This is a genomic window from Bacteroidota bacterium, from assembly GCA_017303975.1.
GTDB lineage: Bacteria > Bacteroidota > Bacteroidia > JAFLBG01 > JAFLBG01 > JAFLBG01.
The window spans coordinates 1-17,122 of sequence record JAFLBG010000043.1 but is presented as its reverse complement, the minus strand read 5'-3'; the positions used below and the strand labels follow the sequence as shown (position 1 = coordinate 17,122).

At 33.7% G+C, this 17,122-nt stretch carries 17 protein-coding genes; 8 read left to right on the top strand and 9 right to left on the bottom strand.

Going from position 1 to position 17,122, the window contains the following annotated elements; translation table 11 throughout:
- Positions 1–88: 88 nt before the first annotated feature.
- Positions 89–1,159: a branched-chain amino acid aminotransferase gene (locus tag J0M08_12460; GenBank protein MBN8703871.1), complete on the bottom strand. Its 1,071-nt coding sequence runs from the start codon at positions 1,157–1,159 to the stop codon at positions 89–91.
- A 131-nt stretch (positions 1,160–1,290) separates the two neighbouring features.
- Between J0M08_12460 and J0M08_12455 the strand changes: the two genes are divergently transcribed.
- Together J0M08_12455 and J0M08_12450 are read left to right on the top strand one after the other, a co-directional pair.
- Entirely contained in the window at positions 1,291–3,195 is a 1,905-nt protein-coding gene (locus tag J0M08_12455) for a RecQ family ATP-dependent DNA helicase (GenBank protein ID MBN8703870.1), read from the top strand.
- Positions 3,192–3,683 (top strand): T9SS type A sorting domain-containing protein, encoded by a 492-nt coding sequence (locus J0M08_12450; protein MBN8703869.1) that lies wholly within the window; start codon positions 3,192–3,194, stop codon positions 3,681–3,683. Before J0M08_12455 ends, J0M08_12450 begins: the two co-directional genes overlap by 4 nt.
- Before the next feature lies 1 nt (position 3,684).
- Here J0M08_12450 and J0M08_12445 read toward each other — a convergent pair whose 3' ends face one another.
- The 3 genes from J0M08_12445 to J0M08_12435 all read right to left on the bottom strand — a co-directional run bounded on the left by J0M08_12445 (position 3,685) and on the right by J0M08_12435 (position 6,238).
- Entirely contained in the window at positions 3,685–4,914 is a 1,230-nt protein-coding gene (locus J0M08_12445; protein ID MBN8703868.1) for a 4-hydroxy-3-methylbut-2-enyl diphosphate reductase, read from the bottom strand.
- An 80-nt stretch (positions 4,915–4,994) separates the two neighbouring features.
- Complete coding sequence (locus tag J0M08_12440; protein ID MBN8703867.1) at positions 4,995–5,558, bottom strand: J domain-containing protein; 564 nt, start codon at positions 5,556–5,558, stop codon at positions 4,995–4,997.
- 8 nt (positions 5,559–5,566) lie between these two features.
- On the bottom strand, positions 5,567–6,238 hold the full coding sequence (locus J0M08_12435) for an SCO family protein (protein MBN8703866.1): 672 nt from the start codon (positions 6,236–6,238) through the stop codon (positions 5,567–5,569).
- A 238-nt stretch (positions 6,239–6,476) separates the two neighbouring features.
- Between J0M08_12435 and J0M08_12430 the strand changes: the two genes are divergently transcribed.
- The 3 genes from J0M08_12430 to J0M08_12420 all read left to right on the top strand — a co-directional run bounded on the left by J0M08_12430 (position 6,477) and on the right by J0M08_12420 (position 9,670).
- On the top strand, positions 6,477–7,532 hold the full coding sequence (locus tag J0M08_12430) for an OmpA family protein (GenBank protein MBN8703865.1): 1,056 nt from the start codon (positions 6,477–6,479) through the stop codon (positions 7,530–7,532).
- Positions 7,533–7,534: 2 nt separating this feature from the next.
- A complete protein-coding gene (locus tag J0M08_12425) occupies positions 7,535–8,875 on the top strand; it encodes an MFS transporter (protein MBN8703864.1) in 1,341 nt (446 codons plus the stop codon).
- Between the two features lie 72 nt (positions 8,876–8,947).
- A complete protein-coding gene (locus J0M08_12420; GenBank protein ID MBN8703863.1) occupies positions 8,948–9,670 on the top strand; it encodes a (Fe-S)-binding protein in 723 nt (240 codons plus the stop codon).
- A gap of 224 nt (positions 9,671–9,894) precedes the next feature.
- Here J0M08_12420 and J0M08_12415 read toward each other — a convergent pair whose 3' ends face one another.
- The 5 genes from J0M08_12415 to J0M08_12395 form a co-directional block, all read right to left on the bottom strand.
- Positions 9,895–10,326: a PIN domain-containing protein gene (locus tag J0M08_12415; GenBank protein ID MBN8703862.1), complete on the bottom strand. Its 432-nt coding sequence runs from the start codon at positions 10,324–10,326 to the stop codon at positions 9,895–9,897.
- On the bottom strand, positions 10,323–10,571 hold the full coding sequence (locus J0M08_12410; protein MBN8703861.1) for a hypothetical protein: 249 nt from the start codon (positions 10,569–10,571) through the stop codon (positions 10,323–10,325). The genes J0M08_12415 and J0M08_12410 overlap by 4 nt, the downstream gene beginning before the upstream one ends.
- 66 nt (positions 10,572–10,637) lie before the next feature.
- A complete protein-coding gene (locus J0M08_12405) occupies positions 10,638–12,752 on the bottom strand; it encodes a S9 family peptidase (GenBank protein ID MBN8703860.1) in 2,115 nt (704 codons plus the stop codon).
- An 80-nt stretch (positions 12,753–12,832) separates the two neighbouring features.
- Entirely contained in the window at positions 12,833–13,075 is a 243-nt protein-coding gene (locus J0M08_12400; protein ID MBN8703859.1) for a 50S ribosomal protein L28, read from the bottom strand.
- A gap of 181 nt (positions 13,076–13,256) precedes the next feature.
- Positions 13,257–14,081 (bottom strand): hypothetical protein, encoded by an 825-nt coding sequence (locus J0M08_12395; GenBank protein MBN8703858.1) that lies wholly within the window; start codon positions 14,079–14,081, stop codon positions 13,257–13,259.
- A gap of 328 nt (positions 14,082–14,409) precedes the next feature.
- Here J0M08_12395 and J0M08_12390 point away from each other — a divergent pair, with 328 nt between their 5' ends.
- The 3 genes from J0M08_12390 to J0M08_12380 form a co-directional block, all read left to right on the top strand.
- Complete coding sequence (locus J0M08_12390) at positions 14,410–15,738, top strand: hypothetical protein (GenBank protein MBN8703857.1); 1,329 nt, start codon at positions 14,410–14,412, stop codon at positions 15,736–15,738.
- Positions 15,705–16,361 (top strand): hypothetical protein, encoded by a 657-nt coding sequence (locus tag J0M08_12385; protein MBN8703856.1) that lies wholly within the window; start codon positions 15,705–15,707, stop codon positions 16,359–16,361. Before J0M08_12390 ends, J0M08_12385 begins: the two co-directional genes overlap by 34 nt.
- The coding region (locus tag J0M08_12380; GenBank protein MBN8703855.1) for a hypothetical protein at positions 16,345–17,122 on the top strand (778 nt) is incomplete at its 3' end. The genes J0M08_12385 and J0M08_12380, both read left to right, overlap by 17 nt.

Here is a 17,122-nt window from a genome sequence, read left to right as displayed (position 1 = left end):
GTCTCTCTGCAAGAGCTTGCAGATACTATTCAAAAAAGTTTGAATGAGTATAATTTTAAAAACCAGATTTAATACTATCTAATAGGTATTACGACACTTTTACCATCCAATTGTGTTTGTCTTCTGCTCTTCCGTGTCTAATATTCTCCAACTCTTTTTTTACACGATTCGAAAAAATATTTCCTTCTACAGGAGGTAATTCGTAATCTTTCCCTTCAAAACCTATGGTAGATATATGTGCAATGGTAGCTGCGGTTCCTGCTCCAAATGCTTCTTGTAAAGTGCCTCGTTTATGAGCATCTACAATTTCGTCAAGGCTGATTTTGCGTTCCTGCACTCTGTAACCCCAATCTCTAGCCAATGCTAGCACGCTGTCTCTAGTTATACCCGATAAAATTGTATCTCCTATTGGAGGTGTTATAATTATATCGTCTATCACAAAAATAACATTCATTGTTCCTGACTCTTCTATAAATCGATGATTGCGGGCATCTGTCCAAATTATTTGCTGGTAGCCTCGTTGTTGTGCAAGTTTAGTTGGAAATAAAGATCTTCCGTAATTTCCGGCAGCTTTCACATATCCAATTCCGCCTTCTACAGCTCTTATGTAATTTGTTTCTACCAACACTTTTACCGGAGCCGAATAATATTGTCCAACAGGTGTAGTAAAAATCATAAACTTGTAGGTGTCTGATGCTTTAACACCAACATATTCGTCAGTTCCAATCATAAAAGGACGGATATATAAAGAAGACCCCGATGTTTTTGGAATCCATTCTTTATCCAATTGAACCAGTTGCTTTAATCCTTCAATAAACAAATCTTCCGGAACAATTGGCATTGCCATTCGTTCGGCAGATATATTAAATCGTTTCCAATTAGAAAAAGGGCGGAACAAAGCTATTTCACCGGTGTCAAAACGGTATGCTTTCATCCCTTCAAATATTGCTTGTCCGTAATGAAAAGCAGAGGTAGAAGGACTAAATAATAATTTCTCGTAGGGTTGAATTGTTGCACTTTGCCATTCTTCATTCGAATAGTCAGCAACAAGCATATGGTCTGAGAAGTATTTGCCAAATCCTAAATTATTTTCCTCAATTTCTGAGATTCTTGAAGTTTTCACTTTTTTTATTGCAATTGAGGGTGATGTAGTAATCATACAAATAGCTTTGGTTACATTACTAATATATCAATTATAAAGAAGAATGTTGCTATAAATTATTTGATTTTTGTCAGTATTTTCGCTCTAATTACACATTTAAACGATATAACGGAACATCTAAACCACTAATGTTGCTATTACCTGAACAAATACTTGAAAAATATTGGGGTTATAAGCAATTTAGACCACTACAAAAGGATATTATTTCATCTCTTATTAATGGAAACGATACACTAGGCTTAATGGCTACCGGAGGTGGTAAATCCATTTGCTATCAAGTTCCGGCTTTATTGATGAATGGTTTGTGTTTAGTTGTTTCTCCTTTAATTGCACTAATGCACGATCAAGTGGAAGATCTTACCGCTAGAGGTATAAAAGCCATTAATTTAAGTGGTTCTATCGGCTTTAAAGAAACCGATATGCTATTAGATAATTGTATTTATGGTGGGTACAAGTTTTTGTTTGTGTCGCCCGAAAAGCTCGAGAATAAACTTCTATTGGCAAGGTTAGAAAAAATGAACATCTCATTTTTGGCTGTGGACGAAGCTCATTGTGTATCTCAATGGGGATATGATTTCAGGCCAAGCTATTTAAAAATAAATTTAATTAGAGATATTCTTCCCTCAATTCCGGTATTAGCGCTTACTGCAACTGCTACCAAAACAGTAGTGGATGATATTGTAAAAGAACTAAGGTTTAAAAATGGGTTTCAACTGTTTAAATCTACTTTTTTAAGGTCGAATTTAAGTTACTCTGTTTTTGAAGAAGAAAATAAATTGAAAAAGTTGGAAACTATACTTGCCAAGGTAAAAGGAACCAGTATTGTTTATGTAAGGAATAGAAGGAAGACAAAAGAGATATCCGATTATTTGAATAGAAAGAATATTGATGCCGATTTCTATCATGCCGGATTATCTGCCAAACAGCGCATTGATAAGCAATACAACTGGATTTCCAATTCGTGTAGAGTAATTGTTGCTACCAATGCTTTTGGTATGGGTATTAATAAACCCGATGTAAGAAGCGTTGTTCATTTAGATTTGCCCGATTCTCCGGAAGCTTATTTTCAAGAGGCCGGAAGAGCAGGTAGAGATGAAAAAAAAGCGTATGCTGTTTTGTTGTATTCAAAAGCAGATGTGCTTAATGCTCGAAAGAACGAAGAGTTGGCCAATATAGGAAAGGAAGAACTAATTAAAATGTACAACTTGCTTTGCAATTACTTGCAAGTGCCTATTGGAATGGGCGAGGGAAGTACTTTTTACTTTGATATAAAAAAATTTAGCACTACGTATAAGCTAAATGCACAAGTTGTTTTTTCTACACTAAAAATAATTCAGGAAGAGGGATATATTTCATTGTCAGAAAATTTTAAGAACAAGTCGCAGCTTTTTTTTACAGTTTCTAAGCATGATTTATACTCATTTCAACTAGCCAATGATAAATTCGATTCGTTGATAAAAACAATATTGAGAATGTATGGAGGACTTTTCGATAATTACAGCGGAATTAGTGAGATTGATATTGCAAGAAAGTTAGATTCTTCTAGTGATACCATTAAAAAAGATCTATTGCTACTTCAAAAGCAAAATATTGTGTCTTATATTCCTGTCGAGGATTTGCCAATACTTACATTGATTAAACCCAGATTGGATTCCAAAAATATTTATGTTGATACAAAAAAAATAAAGCAGCGAGTTTTACGTTATAAGCAAAGGTTGGATTGGATGTTGGAATACATTACCAACTCGGATAAATGTAGAACAAGATTGTTGTGCGCCTATTTTGATGAAATTTTACAGCAAAATTGCGATGTTTGTGATGTTTGCAATGCTCATAAAAACGAACTAAGTGCTAAAGAGTTCGAAAAGATAGAAGCACACATACTAGAATTATTAAAAAAAGGGAATATTACATTGGAGGAGCTTAAAACAAAGTTGCCTATATTTAAGGAGAAAAAAATTGTAGAGGTAGTAAGGTGGTTGCACGAATACAAAAAAATTGTACTAAAGAACACTGCTCTTTCGCTCAAATGATAACACGTTGCAAAAAATATACAAATACATTATTTACCCTTTTTCTGGTATTGTTTTATTTTGCCGGTAATGCACAAATTGGATGTGTAGATTCTTTAAAGTTGATACAAAGAGCTGGATTGTATTGTCAGCCTGATTATAATCCGGTTTGTGGTTGCAACAATGTTACGTACCGTAATTTGTGTTTTTCTGACAATGGAGGTGTGGTAAGCTTTGTAGAGGGTATTTGCGAGAATATTGCCATAGATGTAAATCCCAATCCTACAATTAACGATATTTTTATTCGCATTATAGCCAAGAAAGAAACGAATATAAATTTTTACATTTTTGATTATTGGGGTAAACTTCAATTTTATAGAAAATTTACGTTTACAAAGGATGTGTACTACCCATTAAACATATCAGAGTGGGGCAGAGGTATTTATTTTCTTATTGCCGAAACCAATGGCGATTTTGTTTATAAAAAAATATCTAAACAGGATATTTAATTTAGTAAGCCGCTTCTATTTCTTTTAAAACTTCTTCGGCAGATTTTGGTGCATCAAAAAAAGAAATCATTTTAAGAATAACATTCTCAATAACAGAATCTGGGCACGATGCGCCACTGGTTATAATTACTGTCAAAGGCGACTTGCGAGGCAGGAAATCTGTTGTTGTAAGATGCTTTTTTTCGTGGTAGTTGAAATGATGGATAGAATCTCTCGATTCAATTTCTTTTTCAGAAGAAATAAAATAAGTTGGAAATTTACGTTCGCATAGTTCCACTAAATGCGATGTGTTTGAACTATTGTACCCACCAACTACAATTGCCATGTCGGCATTAATTTCTAGTAAACCATAGGTAGAGTCTTGATTTTCATTGGTTGCATAGCATAGGGTATCTCTTGTATCAGAAAAATGATTCTTACTATTTTGTTCTCCATGTTTGGTAATCATTATTTGCTTGAAGTATTCGGCTATTTCTTGTGTATCGGTAGCCAGCATAGTGGTTTGGTTAATTACACCAACTCTTTCTAAGCAGGTATCCGGATCGAAATTCGAAGAGTATCTATTGGCAAATGTCTTCTCAAAAGCATCTTTCGATACTTTACCTAAAATGTAATTACCCAGTATTTTTGATTCTTCTAAATCTTTAACAACAATAGAAGGAGCGTGTGTCTCGCTCCTGGAGAAGGTTGCACGTGTTTCTTCGTGTTTGTGTTTACCATGTATGATAATAGTGTAATTTTCTTTTCCTAATTTTTCCGACTTGTTCCAAACACGCTCCACAAAAGGGCAGGTAGTGTTGTATTTATGCACTTCAACACCAATAGCGCTTAGTTTTTTTTCTATTTCTAAAGTAGTTCCAAATGCAGGAATAATAACTATATCATCACTTTTTAAATCTTCAAACGGGAAAAGCTGATTACCCTCAGTATCCATCAAAAACTGAACACCTCTAGAAACTAAATCTTTGTTTACTTCCGGATTATGTATCATTTGGCTGATAAGAAAAATCCTTTTTCCCGGATTTTCTTCTACTGCCTTAAAAGAAATTTCGATTGCGTTTTCTACACCGTAACAAAAGCCAAAATGACGTGCTAAATAAAAACGAATAGAACCAAAATCAAGCAGAGTAGGAGTAAAATCTTTCTTTTTTGAATCAGCGGTTTTTCTGATTGTTTTTACTTTTGAAATTAACTTACTTCTATAAAATTCAGGTACGTTGAATGTTTTCACAAGATTTGTATTTAAACTAATTTACAAACAATAAGTTAATTGTTTTTGTTCTCTAATTACTAAAATTTTCAATCCAACTATTATTTGAAAATCTTATTAAACAAACTTTCCTTGCCAAACAATGCTTTTACGCATTCCATAGAAATAAATATGCCCGGAAGTATTGCAAAAATTGCAGGCCATGGCCATATTTCTAGATAAACGAGTTGTAATACGTACATAATTTCAAACATGGCTGCAAAACTCATTATCGCAATACATAATACAAACAACCATTTAGGGATGTTTATACGTTGTTTTTCTTGTTTTACTTTACTGAAGCTATCCCAGTCGTAGTGGAATTTTTCGTTTGCTTTTGAGCTTTTCCCGTAGTACTTATAGTGGAAAGCTTGTTCCTTTTCGTTTGATATGTTTGTTGAATTGCTGCTACCACCGGAAAGCTGCAAATCGTATAAGTACCTATTTTTAGTATTGGATAAGGTTTCGTAGGCTAACGAGTATGTTAAAAATAATTGATGCGCTTCTTCCGATTTATTGATATCGGGGTGGTATAACTTTGCTTTAACTCTAAATGCTTTTTTTATTTCATCTTCGGACGAAAATCGTGTTACTCCTAATAATTCATAGTAGTTTTTAGATTGCATCCGGTCTTTTATTGATAAGAAGCCGACAAAATTTCGATGTCTTTAATAAGTCTATTTACATCAGTAGAGTCCGTTCCATCATAAAACCCTCTAATATGTTTTTCTTTATCAATTAATGCAAAATTAGGTGTATGTATAAAATCGTCTGGACCGCCATCGCCTTGTTCAGCATCTAAATAATAGCTCTCTCGTGCTATTTTATACAGCTCTTTTTTATCGCCAGTTAGTAAATGCCATTTGGACGCATCAATATTTTTTTGTTTTGCATATTCGCTCATTACAGACACGCTATCTGTTTCTGGATCTACGGTGTGTGATAAAAATAAAATTGTGTTGTCTGGCTTGTAATGCTCATAAACACGATACATTTGCGATGTCATTACCGGACAAATACTTTTGCAGGTAGTAAAAAAATAATCTACCACTACAATTTTATTTTCCAAATCTTTAAGTGTTATCGTATTCCCAAGTTGATTGTAAAAAGCAAAATCCTTTATTTTATGGTAAGAAACTGTTGTCTTGTATTTACCGTCAACTAGCACCGAATCTTCTTGCCTGTTTCCAAAGTATTCTAATTCACGAAGTGGTTTGTTTTTTTTATTTAAGAAAACAACTCCCAAAAAAACAAGAACGCCTCCTAATACAATTAGTAGAATGTTGGTATATTTTTTATTCATCATGATACAAGTAATATGTGGTAAATAGAAACAAGCGCAAAGATACAAACTTCATTGCGAATACGTATCGATTAATTCTTGCTACTAACTTTGATGCTTCATTGTAATTAAACAAACCAATTTAAATTGTTTAAAGTCCTATATCCGATAGTACAAATATTTCAAAATCTTCTACTGTCTAATTACGGTTTATTTAGTATTTTAAGCACAGTTATTCTTAATTCGAGAAGAACAGAATTGTATGAATAGGCAAATTGTAATTATATGTTTGGTTTTTTGTGCTCCAATTTTATATAGAGCGCAGACTAATTTGTTGCCTAATCCTAGCTTTGAAGTGTTTAAGAGTAAGAGTAAGCTTATTACAAGTGCCTTGCCATGGAAAAATTTAAATTCGGTAGATTATTATCGTGAGCCATTTAAGGCAGACACAAGCAAATATAAAGGAGCTCATTCCGGAGTGGGTTATGGTGGTATTCGTTTTCAAAAGGCATATAAGGAGTTTTTATTTACAAAACTACAGCAGCCGCTAAAAAAAGGTACAGTATATTATTTTGAAACGTATGTGCGACTTTCCTTTTGGAGCAATGCTTCTATCAAATCTTTTGGTGCCTATTTTTCAAAAACTAACTATAAAACATCCGATAAAGTAGATTCATCCAACTCTGTGGTAACATTTATTAAAAAAGGACTTTTTGATAACGATAAGTGGATTAAAATTTCCGGTACATTCAGAGCTTCCGGTGGCGAGAAGATTATTACAATTGGCAATTTTACCGATAATTTCAAAAAGGAATTTACTAAACTAAAACCATTTAAAATAGAGTTTGTAAAAAGTGAGGCGTATTATTTTATTGATGATTTATTGCTTACCGAATACAAGGATACTTCAAAGTTAGCTAAGCTAGAAACCTTTAAACTGCTTGAAGATACTGTCTTTAAAAAGGGTATAACATTTAAGCAAGGACAAATTGTATTACTTGATAATGTTAAGTTTGAGCCCAATCAAGCCGATTTACTTTTAGAATCTACTTTGCAAATGGATAAGTTTATCGATTATTTAGAAAATCATCCCGATTCGGAAGTGGAGATAATTGCTCATACAGATAATTCTGTAAGCAGAAAGGTTGCTAAAAAACTATCCAAGGCAAGAGCAAAGGCCATAGCAGAATATTTGGCAAGTAGAGATGTATTAAACAAATTATATATAAAAGGATTAGGTAGCGATTATCCTTTATATTTGGAAGACAAAGATGCTTCAAAGAATGACCGAGTTGAATTTGTTGTAATTAAAGAATAGTAATGCAAGAGAATAATCTGTCAACTTCCGTACTTGGAAATAAGAAAATAATAAATGCCTGGACAACTTATGATTTGGCTGTTTCCGTCTATAATTTGGTTATTACGGCTACTATATTCCCAATTTATTATAATAACGTAACATCTGAAAAAGATGCGAATGGAGAAGTAATAAGCAATACCATTGATTTGTTTGGATTCACGTATAAGAATACCACTTTGTACGATTATTCATTGGCATTTGCTTTCTTAATAGTAGCCTTGCTTAGCCCATTGCTTTCCGGAATTGCAGATAGCGGTGGTAGCAAGAAAAAATTTATGATGGTTTTTTGTTACATGGGCGCAGCGGCCTGTTCTGCAATGTTTTTTTTCACAAAAGGAAGTATTGTTTTAGGATTGCTACTCTCTATAATTGCCTGTATTGGCTATACTGGTAGTATGGTTTTTTACAATGCGTATTTGCCCGAAATAGCAGAGCCTGCGCAACAAGATAAAATTAGTGCCAAAGGATTTGCCCGTGGCTATTGGGGAAGCTCCATTTTGCTAATTGTAAATTTAGTTTTAATTCAAAAGTTTGAATGGTTTGGGTTTTCGGATGTAGGTTCGGCAACCAGATTTTCTTTTCTATTGGTAGGATTGTGGTGGTTTGGATTTTCTTTAATTCCATTTTATCATCTACCTGGCAATATTTATAATAAAGACTCCAAAAGCAATAGTATTGGTAAAGGTTATGCCGAGCTACGAAAAGTATGGCTCGATTTAAAACAGAATAAAAATCTTACCCGTTATTTATTTGCCTTTTTTATTTATAGTATGGGTGTACAAACCGTTATGCTAGTTGCAAATCATTTTGGGATGGAAGAAATTGTGGACGAAAACGGAAAACACATGGAAACCGGACAGCTCATCCTTACTATTTTAATTATCCAGTTTGTGGCTATTTTAGGTGCACATTTGTTTTCTTTTATTTCTGCTAAAAAAGGAAATATTTATACGCTTCGTTGGGCAACCCTCATTTGGTCATTGGTTTGCTTATCAACGTATCTATTTGTATTTACACCAACTCATTTTTATATAACTGCTGCGTTTGTTGGGCTGGTAATGGGTGGTATTCAGGCTCTTTCGAGATCAACCTATTCTAAGCTTTTGCCAGATACAGAAGACCACACATCCTACTTTAGTTTTTACGATGTGTGCGAGAAATTGAGTATTGTATTTGGGATGGCATTGTTTGGTATAATAAACGAGTTTAGCGACAGAATGCGAACTCCAATAATTCTTTTAATCTCATTCTTTGTTATAGGATTTGTATTACTTTTGAGAGTGAATAATAAAAAAATATAGAATTCTAAAATTTAGATTCTGGAAAATATTTTTTAGAATTTAGTGTTTAGAATTTAGAATTTAAATTTCTTTATGATTGTTGATATTTTTATTCCCTGTTTTATAGACCAAATTTATCCGGATGCTGGATTTAATATGGTAAAAGTATTAGAGAAGGTTGGCTGTTCTGTTAATTATAACCCGGAACAAACCTGTTGTGGGCAACCTGCTTTTAACGGTGGTTATTGGTCAGAAGCAAAAGAAATAGGGGAGAAGTTTATCAAAGAATTTCAAAACGATAGATATATTGTATGCCCTTCCGCATCATGTGTTGGGATGATTAAAAATTATTATCCTGACCTATTTCATAATACGGTTCTACACAATCAATACAAACAAGTACAAAAAAATATGTACGAGTTTACCGACTTTTTGGTAAACGTGTTGAAGATTACCGATATAGGCGCTAAATTGGATGGTATTGCAACGTATCATGATTCCTGCGCAGCGTTGCGTGAATATGGTATAAAAAGAGAGCCTAGAGTTTTATTAGAAAAGGTGCGTGGCTTAACTTTAAAAGAAATGGAAGATACCGAAACGTGCTGTGGTTTTGGTGGGACTTTTTCTGTTAAGTTTGAACCGATTGCTGTTGGAATGGGAGAACAAAAAATTGAGCATGCAATGGCTACAAAAGCAGACTATTTGGTTTCTACAGATATGTCGTGCCTTATGCACATGGATGGGTATATAAAGAACAAAAATTACAACTTAAAAGTAATGCATATTGCCGATGTGTTGGCAAGTGGGTGGGATTAATTAGTTGAGCTATTTTCTATATACATTTCGCTTATTTCGCTTTAACGTTTTTCGTTGATGTTTAGTGGCTTTTTGCAATACCTCTGCATTTTCTTTACGAATATAATCACTGGGCTTTTTTTTTAGCTTTAAATACGGGTTGTGCGGACCTTTGCTTCTACATGAAACAATAGTTAAGGAGAAAATAAAAAGAAGTTTAAGCCAAAAATTCACGTTACGCTGTATTATGTTTTTTTAGTGTTTTCAAGCAAGCTTACAGCCTCTTTAGGTGTTAAAATGGGTAATGTACTAGTTTTAAAATCTTTGGTATCACGTGTCACTATAAATTCAACTTTCGGTACTGATAAAGCACAATTATATTGAATGGCATCTTCAAAATCTTTAAATCCTGACTTAATAGATTTTTTAATAATTTCTTCTGAGACATCTACTATTTCAGTTAAATCACTAAGTTCTGCTAGAAGTTTAATTGTTTCTATATGAGAAGAGGATTGTTTTAGAATGTAATAGATGTTATTGAAAGAAACAGCAGAAATGTATATTTTAACTTTTCCTTTTAAAGAAAAGTTAAATAATTTAGCCGCATCCCAAGAGAATGGTTTTCTATCTGCTAAAAAATCGATTAGGATATTCGTATCTATAAATATTCTAATCATAATTTATATTTTTTTCCTAATTCTTTGGTCAATTCAGCTTTGTAGTCAAAATTAGCTGGTATTTTAATACGTCCAATTAGGTTTAGAATTTTAGGGGAAATAATATCTTCCTTTTCCTCTTTAGAGGTTAGCGACATCAAATAATTTTCTACAATATCAGAAAGGCTTTTACCTCTTTTTTTAGCATATTTTTTTGCAACTAAAATTACAGAGTCTTCAATTGTTAAGGTTAATTTTGTTGTCATAACACGTGTATTTATCTATATAAATATACGTGTATTTTGTTAATTATTCAAGCAACCCAAAAACATTTATTTTACTGACATTCCCAAATTGTAAAACACGAAAGACCACATATCCGTAAACTCATCAACCAGTTTAGATGTTGGCTTTCCGGCTCCATGTCCAGCATTAGATTCTACACGAATTAAAATAGGTTCGTTTCCTTTTTGTTTCTCTTGCAAGGTAGCTGCAAATTTGAAAGAATGTGCGGGCACAACCCTGTCATCGTGATCGGCAGTAAGAATTAAGGTTGCCGGGTAGCTTACTTCTTTTACATTGTGTAATGGAGAATATTTGTATAAACACTCAAATTCTTCTTTATTATCGCTAGTTCCATAATCCGGAGCCCAACCCCAGCCAATGGTAAATTTATGGTAGCGTAACATATCCAATACGCCTACAACTGGCAATGCCACTTTTGCAATATCAGGTCGTTGGGTCATTACTGCGCCAACCAACAATCCTCCGTTTGATCTTCCGTGAATAGCAAGCTTGTCACGTGTAGTGTATTTTTCATTTACTAAATAGTCGCTAGCAGCAATAAAATCGTCAAATACATTTTGCTTATTACATTTCGTACCTGCTTTATGCCAATCTGCACCCATTTCGCCACCACCTCTTAAATTGGCAACCGCATATACACCTCCATTTTCAAGGAAAAGAGCTCTATCTACTCTAAATTCAGGTGTAAGGCTTGCATCAAATCCTCCGTAACCATATAAGAATGTTGGATTAGAGCCATCTAGTTTAATTCCTTTTTTATGTGTAATAAACATAGGTATTTTAGTACCGTCTTTGCTGGTATAGAAAACTTGTTTAGTTTCCATAGCATCGGAATTAAAATCCATTTTAGGTTTAAAAAAGTCTTTCAGCTCACCGGTATTTATATTGTATGCTAAGATGCTAGTTGGCGAAATAAAAGTAGTATATGGCATGTAACATATCGAATCGCTGTCGCCAAAGTTTGTACTCGTGCCAATTCCAGGTAATGCAATTTCTTTTAGTCTTTCTCCTTGCAAGGAATATACATAGCATTTGCTGCTTACATTTTCTTGATAAGAAACAATAAATTTGTCGCCTATGTTTGCAAGTGTTTCTAGTTTATAATTCCCTTCAGGAATAACAGTTTTAAATGCATTAGTAGTTGGTTTAGCCAAATCAAATTCTACTAGTTGAAATTTAGGTGCATTTCTGTTGGTAACAACAAATAATTTTTCGCCAATAATTTCATTCGCATCAAAATCTCCAGTAAAATCATCTACAAGTGCTATAAAGTCGGAATTAGCTTTGCTTAAATCTTTAACTTTTACCATTGTACCGCTAGTTCCTTCGCTTATCCATAGTAAAAGGTATTTGCCATTTTTAGAAGTTTGTACTCCAAAATAAAGAAGTGTGTTTTTTGAATCTTCGTAAACTAGTTGGTCTTTTTCTTGTGTATCACCTAGTTTGTGGTAGTACACTTTTTGTTGCTGATTTTTTCCGGATAACTCTGTTCCTTCTTTTGGTTTAGAATAGCCTGAATAATAGAATCCATCGCCTTTCCATGCAATGCCTGAAAATTTAGTCCAGTTAATATGGTCTGTCAATAATTTCTGAGTTTTTAAATCAAAAACATAAAACTCTGTCCAGTCGGAGCCTGCTTTTGACAAACCATATGCAATGTAATTGCCATCAGGAGTAGGGTAGTAGCCGGTAATGGAAGTTGTACCATCTGCAGCTAAAAGATTTGGATCTACAACTACAATTGGCGATTCGTTATTTTTTTGTGCAAACAAAACACTTTGATTTTGTGTGCCGTTATTTTTTGCAAAAATCAACCATTCGCCTTTTTTAGTAGGCGTTCCCATTTTCTCATAAGCCCAAAGCTGCGTTAAACGTTGTTTTATTTTTTCTCTGTCTGTAATTTTTGATAGATACGAAAAAGTAAGTTCATTTTGCTGTTTTGTCCACTCTTTTGTTTCGGCCGAATTATCGTCCTCTAACCAACGATATGGGTCAGCTACTTTTACTCCAAAGTAGGTATCTGTTGTATCAACTTTAGCTGTTTTAGGATATACCATTGATTCTGTTTTTGTAGTAGAATTTTTGCAGGCTACTATTAGTAATAAGTTAGCAATTACTAGGCTCGAGAATTTTGTTTTCATTTACAGTAGTATAATGGTGTATAAAAAAAAACGTTGCCTCTAGTAGAAGCAACGTTTTATAGTATCTTATTTATTTCGAATTATTTTGTAGTAAGAAATCCTTTTTCCTTAGCTTCTTTAATACAAGCAGAAATACCTTTTTTGCTTATATTTCTAATTGCGGCTGCAGAAACACGCAATGTAATCCATTTATTTTCTTCAGGAATAAAAAAACGTTTAGTTTGAAGATTTGGATTAAATCTTCTTTTAGTTTTTACATTAGAGTGAGACACTTTATGTCCTACAATTGCTTTTTTTCCTGTTAATTGACAAATTCTAGCCATGACACATAATTTTTGAGAAGGGCAAAGTAACACAATTTTTTATAAATATGCAAAAATGGCTACTATTTTATTGCTAATTAGGTTTTTATTCCCCCAAACGGATATAGGCTATCATTTATTTGGTTTGTTGGGCTGTTTTTTATTATATGTGCGAATCTGTATAAGATTAGGAATACCACTACTACTTTAATTCAAATGGAATGCTTTTGGTTGGATAGCTGAAGTTTTTGTTTTCTGTTTCAGTAGTCGCAGTTACCGAATTGGGGTTTACTGAGTATAAATAGGCGATTTCATTATCTGCCCCCATTTTTATATGTATTTTAATTTCCTTTCCGATTTCTGCAGGTTCTTCAAGTCGCACCAGTGTTGGGCGCGATTGGCTAATATATTTATCGTTGTTTTCCGGATTTACCTTATAGCTTACAACTGCAGAATGAATTGTTATATATAAAACTTTACTACCATTTTCAATACTGTCTGTTAAGGTGTAGTTGCATTTATCAACATTACTGTAGTTGTCCTGGTTATAAAGCAATTGTACCACAAGGCTATATTTAGTGGGGGGAGGTTGGTTGGTTTCAACATTAAAAGAAGAATGAATAAGGAAATGCTCTATTTGCAAGGTATTTATTGATATTGTATCAGTTTTCTCTAGCAGGGATTCAACGTATTTTTCTTTTTTAACTTTTCCTTCTACCGCCAAAGCAGTAATAAAAACGCCCCAACTATACGGAATAACAAACCAAAAGAGATAAAATCGGGGATCTTTAATGGTTACACCATATTTTAAGCATAACCATTTTGATAAAATTAATATTGGAGGCCATAGCAGTGTTGTTGCAAATGCTAATCCCAACTGTTTATCGCCCTTTAAAACAGTATTTACATTATATAATTTGCAAAGCAAAATATCGGATAGCATATTTATAGCGTATCCTACCATCCCAAATAGTGGAATAAAACCAATAATAATTATTACAGCAACAACAATTATTGTAGTTCTCATGCTAGGCATTTTTTAGGGCTTGTACGATGTTTGTTGGCATTGTAAAATAGTCATAATTGACCGAAATTTATATATTATTCAATGATTATTTCGCAATCAAATATTATATGGAGTTTGTTTCATATTGTTTTAAACTAAGGTATCTAGGTGGTCTTTTAACCTCGATATCTCCTATTTAGGAGTGTTTTGCTTCGTTTTTTGTAATTTCCAGGGTGTTTTATTAAAAGTATTTAACAAAATATCCACAACGCTAGGTTGGCATTACCACTTGGCTAACTTTGCAAGTTCGTGCGGGAAACTGCACTATAATCTGTAATAGTTAGATATAATGCAAAAGGAAACATTAGAAGGAATAAAGCAAAATTACAGCACATTGTTGCCTCAAAACCCCGAAACTATATTGATTTTGGCGGCATTGCAAAGTAAGATAGAAAATCAAATAATAGAGGAATCGTTTACTCAACATGATTTTGATGAAACTATTGACGAGGTGGGCGATTTCTTGCAGCGTGAGCAAAGTATCCAAAAGGAAAATATATCTAAAAAATTAAGTCAATACTATTATACAACTCTTAAACGCGGAAACGAATACCGCTACCAACTTACTGTATTTGCGCGCGAATTGGTGCAATTGCTTACAAACGAGTTAGAACCTCAATTCGATAATATTGATTTGAGTTACACATTCGAACGTACTCTTAAATTGACAGCAGAAGATTTAGATACGGTTACAAAATTTGAATACTGGTATTTAAGCCACTTTCAACCGGCTAAACGTGTTATATTATCACATACCGAAAATTTACAACGTTTGGTGGACGCCAAAACAATTTCGTTGCGCGAACTTTTAAAAAACTCATTAGAAAACACCAAAGAGCTTATCAATAGCTTTATTGAAATATTTGAGGCTCTTGGTAAGCAAACCGAAGGGTTGACACATACCATTGCCTTTAAACAAGAAGTAATAGACAATATAAAAGCGGCAGAAGAGCACTTTAAAGAAAGCAAAGATTCTTGGGAGAAATATACACGCATTCGTTTTGAAGTAGAGCGTTTCTTCGAAAATATCGATTACCGTGTATTATCTATTAACGATAGAATTCAAGCATCTACCTCACGGTTAAAAACATTGTACGACACCTTACGCTATAAGCAAATTTTCAAATTAAAGCTCGAGAAATTTTTAACCTATTTAGTTAAAAACAGTACCGTTGATAGCGAAAAAGAAATTAAGCTACCCGAAAACGTTCAAACACGCAAGATTCCTTATTGGAGAAAGAAATTGGTGGGTATTCCGGTTTTAGATTTTGTGGATGTTGAATTGCGCGATACTCCAAACTTTGAAGAAGATCAGGAGTATAAAAATATGAAGGAAAAAGAAAACATGCGCATGCTCAATCGCCAAGAAAGCGTTACTAAATGGTTGGAAAGCATGAATGCTGATTTTGAAGGTGGAAAAACCATTGATTTTGATAAATGGTTCAAGCAAATTTACAGCATAGAACAAAATCTGGAAGTGCCGATTGATGTGTGCTACGGACTTATTCAGCGTTACGGAAAAAATAAAGATGCAAATTTAAATATAGAGTCGAAACCGTTTAAAGCCAAGGAGGATTTAACAACATGGAAAATGAAAATAGTGCCTTCGCATTCTTAGACACAGAAACAGCGTCTAAGTATTTTGCCGAAGTTGATTTTGCCTTAAAGCAAGGCAGACATTTGCAACACTATGGCAATGATGCAAAATTGTGGGATTATGTGAGCGATCATTACGAGCAATTGGCGCATTACTACCAACATTTGTTTGGTGTGTATTTGCGTAAAGACAGCAATGAGCGCGATGTGTATTTCTATTTAGATTTTCCGGAAGATGGCCACGGACGATTTGTACAAGATCGTAATAAAGATGTAGATGATAGAATGGTTATTATTGGCATTCTATTATTGAATATGTATAAAGAACGCTTTTTTGAAGGGAAAGAAGTTAAATGGAATACCATTGAACAAATTATTGAAGAAGGAGAGCAGAAAGAGTTTTGGCAGAAATTACTGTATGGCGAAGCTAAACGTAATTATACGCCAAATGAGAAAGAAGAAATGCGCAGAAGAATGGAGCGAACGCTAAGCGAGTTTAATAGACTAGGTTGGATTACATGGATAAATCAAGAAGCATTACATTTTGAGATTTTACCTGCAATTGACCGTTTATCGCGTTTGTATGCCAATGAAATAAGTAATGTTGAACTAATGAGCGAATTTATCAATGAGCAAATATCCTAGAATTTATGCACTGTCCACCGTTGGTGTTAGACAGCACAACAACTCCGATTATTTATTACATCCCGTACGTACCGATTTTACCGGTGATAACGGTTTAGGTAAATCTATCATTGCCGATTTAATGCAATTGGTATTTATCCCAAAACGTGACATGTGGCGTCCGGGTACCGAAGGGGTAGATAAAAATGACAGACGTATTGAAGGTATTCCATTGAATAAGGATTATGTTCAATATGCATATACTTTTATTACAATTGAGCGTTACCAAGGTCGTTTTATAACGATGGGTGTTTACATACCTAAAAACTCTCGTTTGCCGGTACGCCCGTTCATTGTTCAAAAAAGCGATGATTTTGAATCTAAAACATTGATCTCTTTTGACCATCCGCTTAAAGCAACCGATTTTATTGACGAAAATAAAAACACGTTAGATTTACGCGAGTTAAAAGAACATCTAAAAGCTAAGTATGGCTTGACGTTGAAAGATTTTTTTAAATCGGACGAGATTAATTTGTACTACGAGTTGTTGTACAAAAATCAATTGGTGCCAATCGATTTAACAAAAGAAACCAATCTTAAAACATACGCAAAAGTATTGCAATCGTTTGCACGTGCTAAAACGCTTGATATTACTAACTCACGCAGCTTACAAAACTTTTTGTTTGAAGACAATCACGACATTAAGAATTTGTTTGATGAGCAAAAAGACCTATTGGTAAGCTATATACGCCAATACAACACCAATCGTTCGCTTATTAAGG